The following is a 21,432-nucleotide window of genomic DNA, read 5'->3' as shown; positions in this document are numbered from 1 at the left end:
TCATGCGCCTACTCTATTTTAATGGAAAGTATAAATTTCGACTTCGAGAACTGTCCAGCTCCAGCGCCTAGCACCTCGAGGTTTCTTGTCGGGGCTGACCAAGGCGCTTACGCTTTTCTTATGTGTAATGAAATTCGGCCAATATATTGGCCCTTACAATAATTTGTCCCGGTTCAATTTGAGTAGAAGTAATGCCTTTAACCATTGTTTCTGGCTGAAAAGAAAAGGGTTGGACTGAGGTTCCTCCCTCAACGACTAAGCTTGGAGTTTGTATTAATGTCACATTCAATGAACTGGCAATAGTACTCGCTTTTTGATGAGCGTTGGCCAGAGCTAGCTTAAGGGCTTGCTGGTAGTAAGCATCTTTGTTTTTTAGCTTAAATTGAACATTAGAGACATAATTAACACCGTTTTGGACAGCTGTATCCACTATATTTCCTATTTTCGATAAATCGTCTATCTTCACTTGGAGGATATGAGTGATTTTATATCCGCGGAATATTTGTTTTCCCTGTTCGTAATCATAATCTGATTCTATACGGTAATCGAAGGTTTGAATCTGATTTTTGCTGATACCTTGTGATACTAAAGCATTGATTACCTTTGTAGATTTTTGAGAATTTTGCTGCTGAGCGGTTATTAGTTCCTTTCCTTCCGTTATAACACCTAAGTTTACCGAAGCTGAGTCCGGTTGTACCGCTAATTCTCCTTCCCCATTCACTTTGATTAAAGATTCCCCAGCTCTTGGAAATCCGTTACGAATCGATGGCTGGTAATGGTACACATATCTCCCCTCCCAAAAGCTTTTCTCTTTCCTATAAAATACGATACCCCTTAATAAAGGTTCCATTTATTAATAGACTCAAAACATATTTTGACAGATTTGAAAGTCATAATGTGTCTTAGCAGGCATACATTTTAAATAATGAGACAGGCATTTAAGAGGAGGAAGCTTTTTGTGGAAACGATCCTAAACTTTTTACCTAAAAATATCGCCGGCCTAATCAAACAAATCCCCTCTGATCAAAAAGAAGAATTGGAAGAAATACGGATTCGCATCAATCGGCCGATTGAAATAACGATGAAGGGTGCACCAAAATTCCTTTCATATATCATTCAGCCTGATGATGCCTTCCATCTAATGAATAAAATTAGTCAATTCTCCATCTATACGCTTGAAGAGGAACTTAAACGAGGGTATATAACCGTTTCCGGCGGCCACAGAATCGGTCTTGCCGGCAAAGTTATTCTCGAAGACGGAAAGGTTAAGGCCATCAGAGATATCGCTTCTTTTAACATTCGGATTGCTAGAGAAAAGATTGGGATTGCAGACCCAATGATTCCGTATCTGTTTAACGGAAGCTGGATGCACACTATGATTATCGGTCCACCTCAAACGGGAAAAACCACCTTGCTTCGTGATATTGCAAGAATAATCTCTGCAGGGCATAAAGTGAAAGGCATCGAGGCAAAGAAGGCCGGTATAGTGGATGAACGCAGTGAAATTGCCGGATGTGTGAATGGAGTGCCTCAACTGACCTTTGGCAACCGGGTAGACGTATTAGATGCTTGTCCAAAGGCTGAAGGGATGATGATGATGATTCGCTCGATGAGTCCGGAAGTCCTCATTGTGGATGAAATTGGCAGGAAAGAAGATGCTGAAGCCATACAGGAGGCTGTTCATGCGGGAATAAAACTCATAATGACCACACATGGGACGAGCTTGGAAGAATTAAGGAGCAGACCTTCCTTAAGAGAAATCCTTGATCAAAAAATTTTCGAGCGGTTTGTTGTTCTCAGCCGAAAAAGTGGTCCTGGTACCATTACCCATATATTAGATGAAACAGGAAAAGAAATGAAACAAAAAGTGAGTGTGACATAAATGGTTAAGCTTATTGGAGCCATCTTTATAATCGTTGCAACCACTGTCATTGGATTTGAGGCGGCCAGGCATTTTAGTGAAAGGCCCAAGCAGCTTCGTGCCTTAAGGTCTGCTCTGCAATCTCTTGAGGCTGAAATTATGTACAGCCATACACCATTACATGAAGCAGCAAGAAGATTAGCCGTTCAGCTATCAAAGCCACTATCATCTTTCTTTGATAGCTTTGCCAAGAAATTAACGGATACCGAAACAACGGTAAAAGAGGCTTGGGAAACTAGCCTAATAGAGATATGGAAGTCAACCGCTTTAAAGCAGGGAGAATTTGAAATTATGAAGCAATTTGGGGAAACCCTTGGCCGTCATGATCGCTTTTCCCAACAGAAGCATATATTGCTGACTCTTTCCCATTTGGAAAGAGAAGAAGCTGACGCGATTCAAGCACAAGCAAAATACGAAAAAATGGTAAAGAGTCTCGGGTTCCTATCGGGATTATTACTGATCATTTTATTATTTTAGGGGGAAAAGCAATGGGCTTAGAAGTGGATATTATTTTTAAAATAGCCGGTGTAGGGATAGTCGTTGCATTTTTGCATACAGTTCTTGATCAGGTTGGAAAAAAGGAATATGCACAATGGGTTACCCTGTTTGGGTTTATTTACATTTTATTTCAGGTCGCTTCGATAGTCGATGATCTCTTCCAGAAAATAAAATCAGTATTTTTGTTTCAATAGAAAGGGGGGCTCTGCCATTGAAATCATAAAAATTATCGGCGTAGCTCTTGTTGCAACCTTTCTAGCTTTAATTGTAAAGGAACAGAAACCTAATTTTGCCTTCCTTTTAATCGTCTTTGTCGGTTGTACCATTTTTCTTTTTTTAGTAGATAAAATTTATGAAATTATTCATATGCTCGAAAAATTGGCCGTTAATGCAAAGGTAAATTTGGTATATGTTGAAACCATATTAAAAATAATTGGCATTGCTTATATTGCTGAATTTGCTACACAAATCACCAAGGATGCGGGACAGGGAGCGCTGGCATCAAAGATTGAATTAGCAGGAAAAATTATCATACTTGCCATGGCGATACCGATTCTTACGGTTCTAATCGAAACTATTATCAAACTAATTCCGAGCTAATGAGGTGTAAAAATTGAAGGCTAGGCTGCAGATTATTCCTATTATTATTCTCTTATTCTTCTTTATATTTATTCCAAGTGTCCAAGCTGCCGAAGAATCTAAAGACCCAGCTGCCCCAATAACACCTCAGACATTGGTTGACGAACAACTTAAATCCTTGGATTTAACAGAACTTAAACAATATTGGGAGGATATTTCCACTAAATATGGCGGATTCCTGCCAGAAAGCCAAAAGGGAAGCTTGTATGATTTTGTAAGCGGTGAAAAAAAGTTCTCTTTTAAACAATGGGGGCAGGGAGTACTAAAGTTTGCCTTTCATGAATTTGTTGCAAACGGTAAATTACTTGGAACCTTAATCATGCTGACCATTTTTAGCATGTTTCTTCAATCTATGCAAAATGCGTTTGAACAAAGTGCCATAAGCAAGGTTGCTTACTCTATCGTTTATATGGTGCTAGTCATACTCGCCTTAAACAGCTTTCATATTGCCATTAACTACACAAATGAAGCGATTGGGACAATGATTTCCTTTATACTAGCGCTCGTCCCATTGCTGCTTGCATTAATTGCCACATCTGGCGGACTTATTTCAGCGGCCTTCTTCCATCCAGTTATTCTTTTCTTAATGAATATGAGTGGAGTATTCATGCAATATATTATTCTGCCGCTCCTTTTTTTAGCCACCTTGCTCAGTATCGTAAGTACAATGTCTGAACAATATAAGGTGTCACAATTGGCGGCCTTATTAAGAAACTGGAGCATCGGGTTAATGGGGCTGTTTTTAACCGTATTTCTTGGCGTCATCTCTGTACAAGGTGCATCAGCAGCAGTAACGGATGGAGTAACAATAAGAACGGCAAAATTCGTAACAGGGAATTTCATTCCTGTTATCGGCAGAATGTTCACGGACGCAACAGACACGGTCGTTAGTGCGTCTGTACTGTTAAAAAATACTGTCGGCATTGCGGGTGTAGCCATCCTATTAATCATTGTTGCCTTTCCGGCTATTAAAATCTTAATGATTGCCTTTATTTATAAGTTTGCTGCCGCAATCCTGCAGCCATTAGGGGGAGGGCCGGTCATAAAATGTCTGGACATTATCAGCAGAAGCGTGATATACGTCTTCGCAGCCCTTGGCATTGTATCCCTTATGTTCTTTTTAAGTATTACTGTCATTGTCGCGGCCGGAAATTTAACGATGATGATGAGATAGGAGGGGATCCCAGCAATGGACTTTTTAAAAGAATGGGTAACAAATATTATTCTTTTTATCCTTTTAGCAACAGTAATCGATATGCTCCTTCCAAATTCAAGTATGCAAAAATATACGAAGATGGTAACCGGATTGCTGTTAATCGCCATTATTTTAACTCCAATCTTCAAATTAATCTCTAAGGACTTCGAAACAGCTCTTGGTTCTCTCCCTTCATATCAAGCCCCTGGAGAAAAAAACATGAAAAATTTAATAGATTTAAAGAAAAAAGAAATACAAGCCTCCCAACATGCATATATTTTAGAAGAAATGGCTGTCCGACTGAAAAAGGACGTTAAGGAGGAGTTGATGGAACAATACGGATTGGAGATAGCAAATATCGATATCGCCATAAACGAAGAAAGTGATCTAGCATTCCCTGAAAACCTCCAAAAGGTTATGGTTCTTCTGAAACAGCCAGAAACAAAAGTGAAGACAGTCGAAGCGATTAAACAAATAGAAATTAATACAGAAACACCTCTTCCATCAAAAAAATCAACAGAAGAAACAGAGCAAATAGCCGCATTTCTATCGCAAAAATGGAATGTAAAAGAAAAAACAGTTGAAGTTTCGATTGAAGGGGGGATCAATAAAAAGAATGGATAATAATAAAGGACCATTATCAACCTTGAAAAAATGGCTCAAACTTGATGGAAAATCCGAAAAAAAACCGGGGAAATATCAATATATGCTTCTTGTCCTTTGTATTGGTGCAGCCTTTATGCTTGTAGGCAATGTCATCTTTAAAACGGACTCCAATTCTTCTGCTGTACCTGCTACAACGAATGATAAAGGCGAATCAAATGATGTTCCTGCATTTGGAATCAAAAAGAGCTCTGGTAATAAAGCGATAGCTGAATATGAAGAAAAATATGAAAATCAGCTAAAGAAAGCACTTCAGGAAATGTTAGGCGTTGACGATGTCACCGTTGTTGTAAATATAGATTCTACAGATAAAAAGGTGCTAGAAAAAAATAGGGTTTCAAAAACACAAACCACCGATGAAACAGATCGTGAAGGCGGCCAGCGAAAAGTTCAGGAAACCTCCACAGATGAACAGCTCGTGATTATCAGAAACGGAGATAAAGAGGTTCCAATTGTTGTAGAAACAAAGAAACCTGACATTCGCGGAGTCTTGGTGGTTGCAAAGGGTGCAGATAATATTCAAGTGAAAAAATGGATTGTCGATGCAGTAACGCGTGTCTTAGGAGTTCCGAGCCATAGAGTTGCTGTTATGCCTAAAAAATAAAAGGGGGATTTTAATAATGCTATTGAAAAAACAAACGGTTTGGTTATTAACAATGTTGAGCTTAGTAGTCGTGCTATCGGTGTATTACATTACTTCACCAGAACAAAAGAGCAATGACCTCGCTGCGGTGCAACAAAATCCTAAAGACCAAATGGACCAAAAACAGTCAAAAACTAAAACCCAGTCTAAGGATGGAAAAACAGTTGTTTCTTCCTTTGCAGGGGATGCGGCATTTGAAGAATTGCGCATGAAGCTTGAAGATGCACGAAGTGAGGAGAAAGAAAAGTTAACAGCAACCCTTGCATCTACTGACCTAACTCCTGACGAACGGAGTAAAGCAAAAGATCAAATGGATAAATTGACGCAAACAGCGCAACAAGAAGAAATTCTTGAAACCCTAATTAAAGCAATGGGATATGATGATGTCCTTGTCAGAGCAAATGGTGAAAAAGTAAACGTAACAGTTAAATCCAAGAAGAAACATAGTGCTGCTGAGGCCAATAAAATTATTAAAGAAGTGAAAAAAGAAATTGGTGATACTAATTTCGTAGCTGTAACCTTCCAGCCAGCTAAATAGCTTGCACAAAGTAATCAAAGTCAAAGACTTTCATGGCTGTCGACAAACTTTCGATAGCCTTTTATTTATTAAAATTCTTTAATAGTTCACCGCGTTAATTTTTTATAAAATTATTAATATTTTGGGCTTAGCAACAAGTCTGTTGATTTGCGCTCCAGGCGCTTCGCTTTCCGCGGGCGTGCCGGGGAGCCTCCTCGGCGCTTCGCTCCTGCGGGGTCTCCCCTGCCCCGTACTCCCGCAGGAGTCTTCGCGCCTTCCGCTCCAATCAACAGAGTGTTTTTTAATAAAGACCCTAAACTCATCTTTTAAATATTCTAAATAAGAGCGAAATCAATGTTGCCAAAAGAGTTTAGCTAAAGTGAATATGAATTCGAGCCTGTTGATGAATTAGGTCGAGACGACCAACTTCTCCTATTGATTCCAAAAATATAGATTTTACCTTTAAGAGAAAGTTCGTCCTCTTTATAGCGAGGATATTGTTCGCCCATCTGATACCCATATTCTTTTTAAAATGAGGTTTATAAAAAAGATTGCAACTTACCTAGCAAGGCAAGAAAAAGTGTGTTGCTATTCTTTGGGTTAATTTGCCTCCCTGTTGATTGGAGAGGAGGGCACTCGACTCCTGCGGGATATAGAGGTCACTGGAGACCCCGCAGGCGCCAAAGCGCCGAGGAGGCTCCAGGACCTCCCCGCGGAAAGCGAGTGCCCGGAGCGGAAATCAACAGGCCAAATAGCAGAGACAATTAATTAATTAATTAATTAATTAATTAAACTTCGTAATTTAGATTCACGCGAAGTAAAAAATTGCCGAGAAAAATACCCTTTCTCGATAATCTGAGGAAAGTCAATGACTTTCCTTTTTAAATGGTTTAATTTAGCTATTAGTTTAATTTAGCTATTAAAGGAGAAAATAATATTTTGAATTGAATCAATTTCATAATAATTCGCCTTTCATCATGTATAGATTATTGAACTTTTATAAGGTATTATCGTATAGTATTAGTAGTAAGTCCTAATTAATGGAGTACAAGGGGTGTTACATAATGTTAAAAGTACAAGAAATTCGCGAATTAATTAAATTAGTTGACCAGTCCAGCATTGATGAATTTGTCTATGAGCTTGACGGTTCTAAAATTAAAATGAAAAAGCACGGAGCTCAAGTTGTAACGGCTGTACAACAAATTCCACAAGCTGCAGCTCCAGTGGCGGCTGCACCTGTTCAACCAATCCCAGTTGCACCTACTGCGGCAGTAGAGGAAGTAAAACAGGAATCACAAAAAGTGGAAGCAACTTCTCAAGCTGATACAGCAAATTTACACAAGATCCCTTCACCGATGGTTGGTACTTTCTATTCGTCACCAACTCCAGATGCTGATGCTTATGTTAAGGCAGGTACAAAGGTATCCAAGGATTCCATTGTTTGTATCGTAGAAGCGATGAAATTATTTAACGAAATTGAAGCAGAAGTAAATGGAGAAATTGTTGAAGTTCTTGCCAAGAATGGCCAATTAGTAGAATACGGACAGCCTTTATTTTTAGTAAAGCCTGAATAAGGAGCGATAACAGGATGATTAAAAAACTGTTAATTGCAAACAGAGGAGAAATTGCAGTTAGGATTATCAGAGCCTGCCGAGAAATGGGAATTGAATCAGTTGCCGTATTTTCTGAAGCAGACCGCGAAGCATTACATGTACAGCTTGCCGATGAAGCCTACTGTATTGGACCAACTTCATCAAAAGACAGTTATTTAAACGTTACCAATATTATTAGCGTTGCAAAGCTAACCGCTTGTGATGCCATTCACCCAGGATATGGTTTCTTAGCTGAAAACGCTGATTTTGCTGAGCTATGCCGGGAATGCAATATTACCTTTGTTGGACCAAGTCCAGAAGCCATAACCAAAATGGGTACCAAGGATATTGCAAGGGAAACGATGCGGGAAGCAGGTGTCCCAATTGTTCCAGGGTCAACGGGCATCATTAATGATATTGATGAAGCACTTGAGCTGGTAAAAAAAATTGAGTATCCAGTCATTATTAAAGCAACAGCCGGCGGAGGCGGCAAAGGCATCCGCGTTGCTAAAAATGAACAGGAATTAATTAAAGGAATCAATATTACTCAGCAGGAAGCATTAACAGCATTCGGGAATCCAGGTGTTTATATTGAAAAATATATCGAGGATTTCCGGCATGTTGAGATACAGGTGCTAGCAGATAATTATGGAAACACGATCCATTTAGGAGAACGAGATTGTTCCATCCAACGCAGACTTCAAAAACTTCTCGAAGAAACTCCTTCACCTGCATTAGATGGCGAAATTCGCACAGAAATGGGAAATGCAGCTGTTAAAGCGGCGAAAGCAGTTGATTATTCCGGTGCGGGCACGGTAGAATTTATATATGACTATCGTAATCGAAAGTTTTATTTTATGGAGATGAACACTAGGATCCAGGTGGAGCACCCTGTTACCGAAATGGTCACAGGAATCGACCTAATTAAAGAACAAATTCGTGTAGCAAATGGTGAAAAGCTTTCCTTAAAACAACAGGATGTCACCTTCACAGGCTGGGCAATTGAATGTCGGATTAATGCAGAGAATCCGGAGAAGAATTTTCTCCCTTCCGCTGGAAAAATCAAAATGTACTTACCTCCAGGCGGTTTGGGTGTTCGGATTGATTCAGCAGCGTACCCAGGATATACAATTCCACCATACTACGATTCGATGATTGCGAAAGTTATCACATATGGAAGCAGCAGGGAAGAGGCAATTTCAAGAATGAAGCGCGCTTTAAGTGAATTTGTGGTGGAAGGTATTAATACAACCATTCCGTTTCATTTAAAACTGCTTGAGCACGAAAAATTCGTAGAAGGCCAGTTTAATACGAAATTCTTAGAATTGCATGATGTGATGAAATCAGTCTAAAATCTGGAGGTGTTTTTGATGAGCGAATTCAGCATCTTGGAAATGGAACAAGGTAATAACGGCCTTGGGAAAATTGAGATTGCTCCTGAAGTAATTGAAGTTATTGCAGGTATTGCCGCATCCGAGGTGGATGGTGTTGCAGGCATGCGCGGAAATTTTGCAACAGGTGTAGTTGAGCGCCTTGGGAAGAAAAACCATGGTAAAGGCGTGAAAGTGGAGCTAACCGAATCAGGAATAAAAGTAGACGTCTATTGTTTAATGAAATTTGGCGTTTCTATTCCAACGGTTGCTGGGAAAGTCCAAGATAATATTCGTCAGGCACTGCTTAATATGACGGCATTGGATGCGGAAGAAGTTAACATTCATGTTGTTGGCATCCAATTTGAAACCCAAAAAATTGAGCCTGAAATTGATTCAGAAGTATAAAATGAAACCAAAGGAGCCTATTCCTTTGGTTTTTTCATTTTTTTAAAATAAAAGCGGTTGCAAATTAGAAAATTGTCTTTGTAAATGTGCGAATCGTTTTTAGTTATGCTATTATCATTTTATGTGTAAGGTTTCACGATTACCTTAATACTATATCTTGTATATAAAATAGACAAATTTACTTAATATCCCTAAAGGAGTTAAAGGTATAATGAAAAGAAGAACAGCCAGGGAAAAAGCGTTGCAGGCGCTTTTTCAAATCGATGTAAGCAATACTGAACCAGAATCAGCTATTGAACATGTTTTGGAAGGAGAAGAAGGCGACGAATATTTATCAAAGCTTGTTTTTGGTGTGGTAGAGCACAAAGATGAAATTGATAAAATAATTATCGAAAACCTTGAAAAGTGGTCAATGGACCGGCTGGCAACAGTTGATCGAAACTTACTAAGAATTGCAGTATGTGAACTAAAATTTTATCGTTCTGAAGTACCAGAAAAAGTTATTTTAGATGAAGCCATAGAAATCTCAAAAATTTTCGGAGATGACCAATCAAGTAAATTTATTAACGGTGTTCTTTCAAAGGTAAAAGAAAAAATTCTTAACGATTAATTGATTGGGTTATCTCTAGGGTGAGGGAGACGGAAAATGACCGCTGAAATTATTAATGGAAAAGAAATTGCTGCAAAGAAACGATTAGAAATTGCTGAAGAGGTTCAAAAACTTAAAAGTCAAGGAGTCACCCCGGGATTATCCGTTATTCTTGTTGGAAATAACGATGCTTCCCGGACATATGTTAAGAGCAAACAAAAAACATGTGAAGAGCTTGGGATGTACTCCCTTTTGATTACGATGCCTGAGGAAGTTTCTGAAGAGGAACTTTTGTCAAAAATTGAAGAGTTGAACGCAGATCCATCCATCCATGGAATATTAGTCCAACTGCCACTGCCAAAACATATTGATGAAACAAGGGTAATTGAGTCAATTTCTCCTTTAAAAGATGTTGATGGCTTTCATCCGATTAATATTGGCAGAATGATGACTGGGCAGAATGCCTTTCTACCATGTACTCCTTACGGTATTTTGGTACTTCTTGAGGAAACAGGTATCCAAGTAGAAGGAAAGCATGTGGTTGTTGTTGGAAGAAGTAATATTGTGGGCAAGCCGGTAGGACAACTTCTTCTTAATAAAAATGCAACAGTAACGTATTGTCACTCTAAAACAAAAGATTTAGGAGTACATACAAGGCAGGCAGATATTTTAATTGCTGCTGTGGGAATTCCGAATTTTGTCAAAGCTGACCATGTAAAAGAAGGCGCGGTAGTAATCGATGTCGGAATAAATCGCAATGAGGCAGGTAAGCTCTGTGGTGATGTTGCTTTTGATGATGTTAGCGAAAAAGCAGGCTATATTACTCCAGTTCCAAAGGGAGTAGGTCCGATGACGATTACTATGCTTATGTACAATACCTTAAAATCGGCTTCTGAAAGTATCGGAGGTTTTTAAGCAGGATCTTGTCCTTATCATCGATAAGGACAGTTTTATTATTAGAAAAGTGGAAGCGCCTTGACCGACCAGGGGCGACAAGCATAAGACGAGCCGGCGGAAAGGTTGCTTTTTAACCTTTTCGACGGATTGGCTGTAGACCTGCGAGCCCATAGGCGCTGTAGCTGGACAATTTTCAAAGTCAATATTAATACCTTCCTATAAAAAAAGGAGCGGCCATGCAGGAACAACGATATTTATCTGTGAATGCTTTAACCAAATACATAAAAAGAAAATTTGATGCGGACCCACATTTACGTGATATCCATGTAAGAGGGGAAATTTCGAACTTTAAACAGCATTCGAGTGGACATATGTATTTTACCTTAAAAGACGAAAAAGCCCGCATACTAGCCGTTATGTTCTCCAGTCACTCAAGGTTTATGAAGTTTTCTCCTGAAAATGGAATGAAAGTGATTGTTAAAGGTGACATCACTGTATATGAACCAGGTGGTCAGTATCAAATTTATATAAAAGAAATGCAGCCGGACGGAATTGGAGAATTATTTTTGGCATTTGAGCAATTAAAACAACGGCTTGAAGCAGAAGGCTTATTTGCTTTGGAAACCAAAAAGGCCCTTCCGTTATTTCCTAAAACTGTAGGAATCATCACATCACCAACCGGGGCAGCGATAAGAGATGTTATTACCACAATTAAAAGGCGGTATCCTATTGCTAATATTCTTGTTTTCCCTGCCCTTGTGCAAGGTGAGAACGCAGCCCCGTCAATCGCCAGGCAAATTGAAAAAGCAAATACTATGAAAGACATTGATGTATTGATTGTCGGCCGCGGCGGTGGATCAATTGAGGAGTTGTGGGCGTTTAACGAGGAACTTGTAGCCCGAGCTATCCATCAATCGCGGATTCCAATTATTTCAGCCGTCGGACACGAAACCGATTTCACGATTGCCGATTTTGTCGCTGATTTAAGGGCGCCAACTCCAACGGGTGCCGCTGAACTTGCTGTTCCCCATATTGAGGAATTAATGGAAAGGGTTCTGCAGCGCCAAACACGGCTGCTTAGGGCGATGCAGGAAAAATTTCGGTTTGAAAGGGAACGATTAAGCAGAGTACAAAAATCGTATGCTTTCCGTTATCCTCATCGTTTATATGAACAAAAATTGGAGCAGGTCGATAAGCTAACTGAACTGCTTGTACGTGGAAGTTCTCGCTTGACTTCGATTAAAAAGGGACAGCATGACCTTCTTCATAAACGTTTGCAGAGGAATCACCCGAGCGAGACCTTAGCTGCAGCCAAAAAAAGTTTTGACCGTACACACAAAGACATAGACCGTGCAATGCACAAAATATTATCCAAAAAACAAACAGATTTTGATCGACTAGTATCAACTTTACAGGCATTAAGTCCGTTGAAAATAATGGAACGCGGTTACAGTTTAGCTTATTCAGCAGAAAATCGTCTGGTCAAAAGTGTCAGCCAGGTAAAAGTAAATGAACAGGTACAGATTCAATTAACAGATGGCAGTCTTTACTGTAAAGTGGAGAACATAAAGGAGAGCGAAAAAAGTGCCGAATGAAAATAAATTATCCTTTGAAGAGGCAATGACGAAGCTCGAGCAAATCGTCGATAAACTTGAAGAAGGTGATGTTCCTTTAGAGGAAGCGATTATCTTCTATAAAGAAGGTATGGAATTATCCAAACTTTGTCATGATAAATTAAAAAGCGTAGAAGAACAGCTGACGCAAATCATTACGGAGGATGGACGCACGGAGAATTTTTCCGTTGCTGAGGAGGAATAGACTTGGAAGCCGGTTTACTTCATACATTTTCACAAGATTATAAGCAGCTCCTTGAGAATAAACTTAAATCTCTGGTTGATGAGCTTGATGCACCCTCTATCATCAAAGAATCAATGATCTATTCCCTTGAAGCAGGCGGAAAAAGAATTCGTCCCCTATTATTATTCGCAACATTGGATGCGTTTGGAATGGACCCAAACCAAGGTCTTTTTGCTGCAGCTGCAATTGAAATGATACATACTTACTCCTTAATCCATGATGACCTGCCAAGTATGGATAATGACGATCTTCGAAGGGGGAAGCCAACCAATCATAAAGTGTTTGGAGACGCCATCGCAATTCTGGCTGGGGATGCATTACTAACCTATAGTTTTGAGGTTGTTGGTAAAATGCCAAATGAATATGCCACCCCTGAGACAAAGCTAAAGTTAATGATAGAAATGGCAAAGGCTGCAGGAACGGAAGGAATGGTAGGCGGTCAAGTAGCAGATATGGAAGGAGAAGGGAAAGCCCTTTCCCTAGCGGAATTGGAATATATCCATATTCATAAAACTGGGAAACTGTTGAAATATAGTGTTTTAGCCGGAGCGATTATCGCCGGTGCCAATCAAATTCAACTAGAAAATTTATCAGCATTTGCCCATCATCTTGGTCTTGCTTTTCAGATTCAGGATGATATCCTGGATGTGGTTGGAAATGAACATCTAATTGGAAAGCCAGTTGGAAGTGACAAAACAAATCAAAAAAGCACATACCCGCAATTGTTATCTTTAGATGGGGCTAAAGATGCTTTACATAGGCAAATAAAACTGGCAAATGAACATTTAGAAAAGACAGGTTTAGATACCAAATTACTGATGGAATTAACGGAATTAGTTGCTTCGAGAGACCATTAAGAACGGTTATTTGAGGCAATGAAATAAGTGTGTTATAATTGTTTTCAATGTAGAAAACGTTGTCAATGCCGTTATCACTTTCGTGTTAGCGGCTTTTTTTAGAAGGCTATGATAAGTGGAATAGTTGATTTTTTAAAACTGTTGATTAGAGCGGAAAGCGAAGCGCCTGGAGCGCAAATCAACAACCAAGTTTACCAGAGCCTTTTAGTATGAAAAAGTATGAAAGTGAGTGGTCCAAACATGGATCTATTATCAATAAAAGACCCATCCTTTTTAAAAAGGATGTCAAACAAACAACTGGAGGCTTTAAGTCAGGAAATTCGCCAATTCTTGATTGAAAAGTTATCTGTAACTGGAGGCCATATTGGACCTAATTTAGGTGTAGTAGAACTAACAATTGCCTTACATAAATGCTTTGAAAGCCCAACTGATAAAATTATTTGGGATGTGGGCCATCAATCCTATGTCCATAAAATTTTAACGGGAAGAGCTTGTGAGTTCGATACTTTAAGACAGTTCAAGGGCCTTTGCGGCTTTCCAAAACGAATTGAGAGTGAACATGACGTATGGGAAACAGGACATAGTTCCACATCTCTGTCTGCTGCTATGGGAATGGCAATTGCAAGAGATTTAAAAAAGGAAAAGTCATTCGTTATTCCTGTAATTGGTGATGGTGCCTTAACCGGAGGTATGGCATTAGAAGCTTTGAATCATATTGGTCACGAGAAAAAAGATATGATTGTAATTTTAAACGATAATGAAATGTCAATTGCACCGAATGTAGGTGCCCTGCATAATATCCTAGGTCAATTACGTACAGCAGGAAAATACCAATGGGTAAAAGATGAGTTAGAAGTGTTATTAAAGAAGGTCCCTGCTGTTGGTGGGAAACTTGCTGCAACGGCAGAGAGAGTAAAAGACAGCCTAAAATATTTATTTGTTTCTGGCATGTTTTTTGAAGAACTTGGATTTACTTATTTAGGTCCAATTGATGGCCATAACTTTGATGACTTATTTGAAAACCTTAGCTATGCGAAAAAGACTGAAGGCCCAGTACTCCTTCATGTGATTACGAAAAAGGGTAAAGGATATCAACCTGCTGAAAGCGATAAAACCGGTACATGGCACGGTACAGGTCCATATAAGATGGATACTGGTGCTTTTGTTAAACCTGATAAAAAACAGCCGCCAGCCTGGAGCAGCCTAATAAGCGAGACGGTTCGAAGGCTTGCTCGTGAGGATGAACGTATTGTCGCTATAACCCCGGCGATGCCGGTAGGTTCTAAGCTTGAAGGTTTTGCCAGTGAGTTTCCTGACCGAATGTATGATGTAGGAATCGCGGAACAGCATGCTGCAACAGTTGCTGCAGGATTAGCTACTCAAAACATGAAACCTTTTTTGGCCATTTATTCAACGTTTCTGCAACGGGCTTATGATCAAGTGGTTCATGATATCTGCCGGCAAAATTTAAATGTGTTTATCGGAATTGATCGAGCTGGCTTGGTGGGTGCTGATGGTGAAACACATCAAGGTGTATTTGATATTGCTTTTTTACGCCATGTCCCTAACATGGTGTTAATGATGCCAAAGGATGAAAATGAAGGGCAGCATATGGTTTATACGGCCTTGAAATATGATGATGGTCCAATTGCCTTAAGATTTCCCCGCGGAAATGGGCTGGGTGTGCCATTGGATACGGATTTGCACAATATTCCGATTGGTACATGGGAAGTACTCAAAGAGGGGGATGATGCTGCAATCTTAACCTTTGGAACTACTATTCCAATGGCACTAGAAGCAGCACAGCGACTCGAGAAGCAAGGGATTTCTGTAAAAATCGTTAATGCCCGTTTTATTAAACCTTTGGATGAAAAGATGTTAAATATCCTCTTAGGAAAAAATATGCCGATCCTTACGATTGAAGAAGCAGTGCTGCAAGGTGGATTTGGAAGTGCTGTTCTTGAGTTTGCCCAGACAAATGGCTTTTATCATTCGCAAATAGACAGAATAGGAATTCCCGATCAATTTATTGAGCATGGTGACGTAGGCTCACTCCTTGATGAAATTGGCCTGACAACAGAGGAAGTAGTTAAACGAATTACCATTCTTGCACGAAAAAAACAACAAAGGGCTTAAATAATGAAAAATAAAGAACGTTTAGATGTTTTACTTGTGGAACGGGGATTAATTGAAACCCGTGAAAAGGCTAAAAGGGCGATAATGGCTGGTTTGGTTTATACAAACGAAGAGCGTTTAGATAAGCCAGGTGAAAAAGTTAAAACGGATATCCCGCTTAATATTAAAGGCAATATGCTGCCATATGTCAGCCGAGGAGGATTAAAGCTCGAAAAGGCATTAAAATCCTTTGAGGTGAATATCCAGGATAAGGTTCTGTTAGACATTGGAGCTTCGACTGGAGGTTTTACGGATTGTGCCCTGCAAAATGGGGCGAAATTGTCGTATGCCCTTGATGTTGGCTACAATCAGCTTGCATGGAAGCTTCGCCAAGATGATAGAGTCGTTGTCATGGAAAGAACAAATTTTCGCTATGTTACACCAGCTGATTTGAACGGAGAAATGCCGAATTTTGCCTCCATCGATGTTTCCTTTATTTCATTAACTTTAATTTTGCCTGTACTTAAAACGCTCTTAGTACCAGGAAGTGACATAATTGCCCTTATTAAGCCACAATTTGAGGCGGGCAGAGAGCAAGTAGGCAAAAAGGGTATTGTAAGGGATGAAAAAGTTCACCTTCAAGTGATTGATAAAATTATTCATTTTTCTATTCAACAAGGGTTTACTATTACGAACTTGTCTTATTCACCAATTACCGGCGGAGATGGGAATATTGAGTTCCTTCTTCACCTGAAATGGGAAGGCGAAAGAGAGACGGGAGTAAACCTATTGCCGGTTTTGCCAGCCGATGTGGTTAAGGAGGCACATAGAGAATTTCATACAAAGCAAGAATAACAGGGGTAGGTTCGCTTACCCTTTTTTTGTATTTCATTGCATATTTATTAAGAAAAAAATGTACAAGTATAGAAAAATGGGCTAACATATGAGTAGAAGCGACAAAATAGAACAAAATACTCAGTTGTTTTAACGACCACGAGGTGAAAGTATGAATAAAGGACAACGACATATAAAGATAAGAGAAATTATTGCTACCAATGATATTGAAACACAGGATGATTTAGTCGATGAACTTAAGAATGCAGGTTATAATGTGACTCAGGCCACCGTCTCCCGGGATATTAAAGAGTTACACCTTGTAAAAGTGCCACTAAGTGATGGGCGCTATAAATACAGCTTGCCTGCTGATCAGCGGTTTAATCCTTTGCAAAAACTAAAAAGATCATTAATAGACGCATTTGTTCGAATTGATTCCGCAGGACATTTACTCGTCATGAAATGCCTGCCGGGAAATGCTATGGCTATTGGTGCTCTCATCGATAACTTGGATTGGGACGAAATATTAGGAACCATATGCGGTGATGATACGATGCTTATTATTTGCCGGACACCAGAAGATACAGAAGTGATTACCAATAGGTTCCTTGACATGCTTTAATTGGGGGAGAGTTCCTTGTTAGCAGAATTATCAATTAAAAATTTCGCGATTATTGAAAATTTAACGATTTCTTTTAAAAAAGGTTTAACCGTATTGACAGGAGAAACAGGCGCTGGAAAATCTATTATCATTGATGCCATTCATCTCCTCGTTGGCGGAAGGGGATCGGCGGAATTTGTCCGCCATGGAGAAGAAAAGGCAGAAATAGAGGGGTTATACCAAATTGATGATCCACAACATCCTGTAATATTCAAAGCAATGGAGTTCGGGATTGATATCGAAGAAGGGATGGTCATTTTACGTCGTGATATTGCCAAGACTGGAAAAAGCGTATGCCGTATAAATGGAAAGCTCGTAACCATTTCTACACTTCGTGAAATTGGGGCTACACTTGTCGATATTCACGGGCAACATGAACACCAAGAATTAATGGATGAATCTTGGCATTTACCTTTGCTTGATCAATTTGGTTCAGAAGAAATCTTACCTTCACTAGAAGAATATCAGGAAGTATTCCACCGGTATGAACAAACCCGGCAAAAGCTTAAATCTTTAAGTGATAATGATCAACAAACGGCCCATCGTTTGGATTTAATCTTATTTCAGTTTGATGAAATCCAAAAAGCAAATTTAAAGCCGCAGGAAGATGAAGAATTGTATGTAGAAAAGAAGAAACTGGGGAATTTTGAAAAGGTGTTTGCGGCCGTACAATCAAGTTACAATGGCTTAAACGGTGAACAGAAAGGACTCGATTGGATCAGTTTGGTCATGGGGCATCTTGAAGATGCAGCTTCTCTCGATAATGCCTATAAAGAAATTTTTGAATCGGTCTCAAATAGCTTTTACCAATTAGAGGACGCTGCCCGGTCGTTAAGAAATGAATTAGACGGATTAGAGTTCGACCCGCAAAGGTTAAATGAAATTGAAGATCGATTAAATGAAATCAACCAACTAAAACGTAAATACGGCAAAACCATTAATGAAATAGTGGAATATGCCGCTAAAATCGAAGAAGAGATTGAAACGTTGCAAAACAAAGAAACACATATTGGGGAGTTAGAAAAGGAATTAGCTTCCATCAAAAAGGATTTGAGCCTAGAAGCTAAGCAATTAACTGAACTCCGGAAAAAATGGGCAGAAAAGTTGACGAAATTAATACATAAAGAATTGAAAGAATTATACATGGCGAAAACCGTTTTTGAGATTCGTTTTGAGCCTGATATCGAGCATTTTTCCAAAACAGGTGTTGATCATGTCGAGTTTTATATAAGCACCAATCCTGGAGAACCGTTAAAACCATTATCAAAGGTTGCTTCTGGCGGAGAGTTATCACGAATTATGCTTGCATTAAAAAGTATTTTTTCTAAACATCAAGGCGTCACTTCCATTATTTTTGATGAGGTAGATACGGGTGTTAGCGGCAGAGTGGCCCAGTCAATTGCCGAAAAAATTTATAAAGTAGCATCTGATTCCCAGGTTTTATGTATTTCGCATTTGCCTCAAGTAGCGGCTATGGCTGATACACATTTATTTATTTCGAAGATCATTAAAGGCGGCAGAACGAAAACTTCCGTCTCGCCATTGAATATTGAAGAAAAAATAAAAGAAATCGGACGGATGATTTCTGGAGTGGAAATAACCGATTTAACGAAACAACATGCGAAGGAATTATTGCAATTAGCTGAAATAAATAAAAAAAATTGAAAAGCTATCCATTCTGGGTAGCTTTTTTATGTAGAACGAAGTTATAAATGATTGTCAAGGAGGCAAAATTATAGATGTAGCCATTTCAGTTGATGTAACTAGAAGCGAGGAGAGTGAAAAGTTTGAAGTTAGAGATAATTAGAAAAATTATTGGTGGAATTCTCCTTGTTTCATTAATTAGCCTTATTTTTTTTCAGCCATTGCAACAATATTTAAGTGTACCTAAAACAATCACTGTTTTTGAAGGACAAGATTATACGTTTCAAAAGGCTGTCCCGGTTTCAGCCGCTTTAGTATCTCACAATTCCACTATCACACTTGAACAGGAAAAACATTCAGTTTCGGTAAAGGCATCAGAAAAAGGCAAAAATGAAATGCTTTTAGAATATGCCGGTATCCCCATTAAAAAGGTCGATGTACGTGTCTTAAAAGATTTCCGTGTCATTCCAGGCGGTCAATCAATCGGTGTAAAATTGAATACTGTAGGAGTTTTGGTTGTCGGCCACCACTTAGTCAACACATCAAATGGAAAAAAGTCTCCAGGTGAAATTGCAGGAATTAAAGTTGGAGATATCATCACAGAAATCAATGGCAATAAAATTGAAAAAATGACAGATGTTGCGCCTTTTGTACAAGCTGCTGGACAGGATGGCAAAGCATTAGATATGATGATCAGCCGAGAAAGCGGCAAATTTAAGACTAAACTTACCCCATTAAAGGATAAAGAGGAAAATAGTTATAAGCTTGGCTTGTATATTAGAGATTCTGCTGCTGGGATTGGAACGATGACTTTTATTCATCCGCAATCCAAAAAATATGGTGCTCTTGGCCATGTTATTTCCGATATGGATACGAAAAAGCCGATTGTTGTAGAAGATGGTCAAATTGTAAGATCAACCGTAACATCAATTGAAAAAGGCAGTAATGGAGACCCGGGTGAAAAGCTAGCGCGTTTCTCTTCGGACCGAGAAATTGTCGGTAATATTACTAAGAATAGCCCATTTGGAATTTTTGGTGAATTAAATAAGGAGTTAAAAAATGGCGTGTTAGATAAACCACTGCCAATTGCTTTATCCCATCAAGTAAAAGAAGGACCAGCAAAAATATTAACAGTTGTAAACAATGACAAAGTTGAAGAATTTAATATCGAAATTGTCAGCACAATCCCGCAAAAGTTTCCGGCTACAAAAGGCATGGTCATAAAAGTAACCGACCCTAAGCTGCTTGAAAAAACGGGAGGAATCGTTCAAGGAATGAGCGGAAGTCCGATTATTCAGGATGGAAAGCTTGTCGGAGCAGTGACACATGTCTTTGTCAATGATCCAACCTCAGGTTATGGGGTCCATATTGAATGGATGCTAAATGAAGCTGGAATTAACATATATGATATGCCAAAAAATAAAGCGAGTTGATATTAGAGCAAAATAGGTAAATATCCCTATTTTGCTTCTTCTCTTATATAAAGTTTTTTCGACAAATAGCAGTTATTTTTTGGAAAAAACGCGATTTTCGTCGAAAAGATGAGGAAAACAAAGAAAAGATAAGATTTTATCACTAATTTAAGAAATATTAAAAAAATGAGAGGATTTTTTGTTGCATTGTCGAATTTCTAATTTAGAATAGAATTAAGAGCTTACAGAGAATAAGGGATGAAACTGAAATAGAGATTTATGAGTCGAGTTAAGGAGGAACCGGAGTTGAAAAAAATAAAAGTATGTGTCGTTGATGACAATAGGGAACTAGTTGGATTATTAGAGGACTATATTTCGTCCCAGGATGATATGGAAGTAGTAGGTATTGCTCACAATGGTCAGGAATGTTTAGAAATGTTAAGTAATACAGATCCTGATGTTCTCGTTTTAGATATTATCATGCCGCATCTTGATGGTTTAGCAGTATTAGGACGTCTTCGTGAACTGAAAAAAGGAGTTTTGCCAAATGTCATAATGCTGACTGCATTTGGGCAGGAGGACGTAACCAAAAAAGCGGTTGAACTTGGGGCCTCTTACTTTATTCTTAAACCGTTTGATATGGAGAATTTAGGAAGTCATATTAGACAAGTTAGCGGCAGCAGCAATTTATTTACAACACGTAAGGCTCCGGCAACTAATTATCGTTCCCAATCCGAACAAAAACCAAAAAATCTTGATGCCAGCATTACCAGTATTATCCATGAAATTGGAGTACCGGCCCATATTAAAGGTTATTTATACTTAAGAGAAGCGATTTCGATGGTTTATAACGATATCGAACTGCTTGGCTCGATTACTAAAGTTCTATATCCAGACATCGCTAAGAAATACAACACAACAGCCAGCCGTGTAGAACGTGCAATCCGTCATGCGATTGAAGTAGCTTGGAGCCGTGGCAATATCGACTCCATTTCTTCGTTGTTCGGATATACTGTCAGTATGTCAAAGGCAAAGCCAACGAACTCAGAATTTATCGCCATGGTTGCTGATAAACTTCGCTTAGAGCATAAGGCTTCTTGAAAGGAAGAGTAAATTAAAT

Annotated in this window: 23 protein-coding genes; 22 read left to right on the top strand and 1 reads right to left on the bottom strand. The window is 39.0% G+C overall.

The window, feature by feature from the left end; genetic code table 11:
- Positions 1-118: 118 nt before the first annotated feature.
- Entirely contained in the window at positions 119-784 is a 666-nt protein-coding gene (locus ACIFOT_RS30775; protein WP_430072362.1) for an SIMPL domain-containing protein, read from the bottom strand.
- A gap of 174 nt (positions 785-958) precedes the next feature.
- On the opposite strand from ACIFOT_RS30775, the gene spoIIIAA reads away from it, so the two are divergent.
- The 22 genes from spoIIIAA to spo0A all read left to right on the top strand — a co-directional run bounded on the left by spoIIIAA (position 959) and on the right by spo0A (position 21,413).
- On the top strand, positions 959-1,882 hold the full coding sequence (gene spoIIIAA, locus ACIFOT_RS30770) for a stage III sporulation protein AA (RefSeq protein WP_430072359.1): 924 nt from the start codon (positions 959-961) through the stop codon (positions 1,880-1,882).
- Entirely contained in the window at positions 1,883-2,398 is a 516-nt protein-coding gene (spoIIIAB, locus tag ACIFOT_RS30765) for a stage III sporulation protein SpoIIIAB (RefSeq protein ID WP_430072356.1), read from the top strand.
- An 11-nt stretch (positions 2,399-2,409) separates the two neighbouring features.
- Positions 2,410-2,613 (top strand): stage III sporulation protein AC, encoded by a 204-nt coding sequence (gene spoIIIAC / locus ACIFOT_RS30760; RefSeq protein ID WP_007084610.1) that lies wholly within the window; start codon positions 2,410-2,412, stop codon positions 2,611-2,613.
- Between the two features lie 16 nt (positions 2,614-2,629).
- Positions 2,630-3,019, top strand: coding sequence for a stage III sporulation protein AD (gene spoIIIAD / locus ACIFOT_RS30755; protein WP_289985496.1), 390 nt, complete (start codon positions 2,630-2,632; stop codon positions 3,017-3,019).
- A gap of 13 nt (positions 3,020-3,032) precedes the next feature.
- Positions 3,033-4,232 carry a stage III sporulation protein AE gene (gene spoIIIAE, locus ACIFOT_RS30750; RefSeq protein WP_430072353.1) on the top strand — a complete coding sequence of 400 codons (1,200 nt, stop codon included), beginning with the start codon at positions 3,033-3,035 and terminating at the stop codon, positions 4,230-4,232.
- A gap of 15 nt (positions 4,233-4,247) precedes the next feature.
- Positions 4,248-4,877: a stage III sporulation protein AF gene (spoIIIAF, locus tag ACIFOT_RS30745; RefSeq protein ID WP_430072350.1), complete on the top strand. Its 630-nt coding sequence runs from the start codon at positions 4,248-4,250 to the stop codon at positions 4,875-4,877.
- Positions 4,870-5,520, top strand: coding sequence for a stage III sporulation protein AG (spoIIIAG, locus tag ACIFOT_RS30740; protein WP_430072347.1), 651 nt, complete (start codon positions 4,870-4,872; stop codon positions 5,518-5,520). Before spoIIIAF ends, spoIIIAG begins: the two co-directional genes overlap by 8 nt.
- A gap of 16 nt (positions 5,521-5,536) precedes the next feature.
- A complete protein-coding gene (locus ACIFOT_RS30735) occupies positions 5,537-6,097 on the top strand; it encodes a SpoIIIAH-like family protein (RefSeq protein ID WP_430072344.1) in 561 nt (186 codons plus the stop codon).
- A gap of 1,043 nt (positions 6,098-7,140) precedes the next feature.
- The gene (gene accB / locus ACIFOT_RS30730; protein WP_430072341.1) at positions 7,141-7,650 is read left to right on the top strand and encodes an acetyl-CoA carboxylase biotin carboxyl carrier protein; all 510 of its coding nucleotides are present in this window, start codon (positions 7,141-7,143) and stop codon (positions 7,648-7,650) included.
- A gap of 14 nt (positions 7,651-7,664) precedes the next feature.
- Positions 7,665-9,020 (top strand): acetyl-CoA carboxylase biotin carboxylase subunit, encoded by a 1,356-nt coding sequence (gene accC, locus ACIFOT_RS30725; RefSeq protein WP_430072338.1) that lies wholly within the window; start codon positions 7,665-7,667, stop codon positions 9,018-9,020.
- Between the two features lie 18 nt (positions 9,021-9,038).
- The gene (locus tag ACIFOT_RS30720) at positions 9,039-9,446 is read left to right on the top strand and encodes an Asp23/Gls24 family envelope stress response protein (protein WP_430072335.1); all 408 of its coding nucleotides are present in this window, start codon (positions 9,039-9,041) and stop codon (positions 9,444-9,446) included.
- A gap of 211 nt (positions 9,447-9,657) precedes the next feature.
- The gene (gene nusB / locus ACIFOT_RS30715; RefSeq protein ID WP_430072332.1) at positions 9,658-10,056 is read left to right on the top strand and encodes a transcription antitermination factor NusB; all 399 of its coding nucleotides are present in this window, start codon (positions 9,658-9,660) and stop codon (positions 10,054-10,056) included.
- 36 nt (positions 10,057-10,092) lie between these two features.
- Complete coding sequence (gene folD, locus ACIFOT_RS30710) at positions 10,093-10,950, top strand: bifunctional methylenetetrahydrofolate dehydrogenase/methenyltetrahydrofolate cyclohydrolase FolD (RefSeq protein ID WP_430072329.1); 858 nt, start codon at positions 10,093-10,095, stop codon at positions 10,948-10,950.
- Positions 10,951-11,168: 218 nt separating this feature from the next.
- Positions 11,169-12,527: an exodeoxyribonuclease VII large subunit gene (xseA, locus tag ACIFOT_RS30705; protein ID WP_430072325.1), complete on the top strand. Its 1,359-nt coding sequence runs from the start codon at positions 11,169-11,171 to the stop codon at positions 12,525-12,527.
- The gene (locus tag ACIFOT_RS30700) at positions 12,517-12,750 is read left to right on the top strand and encodes an exodeoxyribonuclease VII small subunit (RefSeq protein ID WP_335715157.1); all 234 of its coding nucleotides are present in this window, start codon (positions 12,517-12,519) and stop codon (positions 12,748-12,750) included. Before xseA ends, ACIFOT_RS30700 begins: the two co-directional genes overlap by 11 nt.
- Positions 12,751-12,752: 2 nt before the next feature.
- Positions 12,753-13,646: a polyprenyl synthetase family protein gene (locus tag ACIFOT_RS30695; protein WP_430072321.1), complete on the top strand. Its 894-nt coding sequence runs from the start codon at positions 12,753-12,755 to the stop codon at positions 13,644-13,646.
- 240 nt (positions 13,647-13,886) lie between these two features.
- Positions 13,887-15,782: a 1-deoxy-D-xylulose-5-phosphate synthase gene (gene dxs / locus ACIFOT_RS30690; RefSeq protein WP_430072318.1), complete on the top strand. Its 1,896-nt coding sequence runs from the start codon at positions 13,887-13,889 to the stop codon at positions 15,780-15,782.
- 3 nt (positions 15,783-15,785) lie between these two features.
- Positions 15,786-16,616, top strand: coding sequence for a TlyA family RNA methyltransferase (locus ACIFOT_RS30685; protein ID WP_430072315.1), 831 nt, complete (start codon positions 15,786-15,788; stop codon positions 16,614-16,616).
- A gap of 151 nt (positions 16,617-16,767) precedes the next feature.
- Positions 16,768-17,217: a transcriptional regulator AhrC/ArgR gene (gene ahrC, locus ACIFOT_RS30680; RefSeq protein WP_223591477.1), complete on the top strand. Its 450-nt coding sequence runs from the start codon at positions 16,768-16,770 to the stop codon at positions 17,215-17,217.
- A gap of 15 nt (positions 17,218-17,232) precedes the next feature.
- The gene (gene recN / locus ACIFOT_RS30675; RefSeq protein WP_430072311.1) at positions 17,233-18,921 is read left to right on the top strand and encodes a DNA repair protein RecN; all 1,689 of its coding nucleotides are present in this window, start codon (positions 17,233-17,235) and stop codon (positions 18,919-18,921) included.
- A 122-nt stretch (positions 18,922-19,043) separates the two neighbouring features.
- Entirely contained in the window at positions 19,044-20,333 is a 1,290-nt protein-coding gene (gene spoIVB / locus ACIFOT_RS30670) for a SpoIVB peptidase (protein ID WP_430072308.1), read from the top strand.
- Positions 20,334-20,618: 285 nt separating this feature from the next.
- Complete coding sequence (spo0A, locus tag ACIFOT_RS30665) at positions 20,619-21,413, top strand: sporulation transcription factor Spo0A (protein WP_223591483.1); 795 nt, start codon at positions 20,619-20,621, stop codon at positions 21,411-21,413.
- Positions 21,414-21,432: the final 19 nt, after the last annotated feature.

Source organism: Neobacillus sp. NRS-1170, from assembly GCF_050468025.1.
Note: the sequence above shows the minus strand (reverse complement) of the source record. Positions and strands in the feature narration are given on the sequence as shown.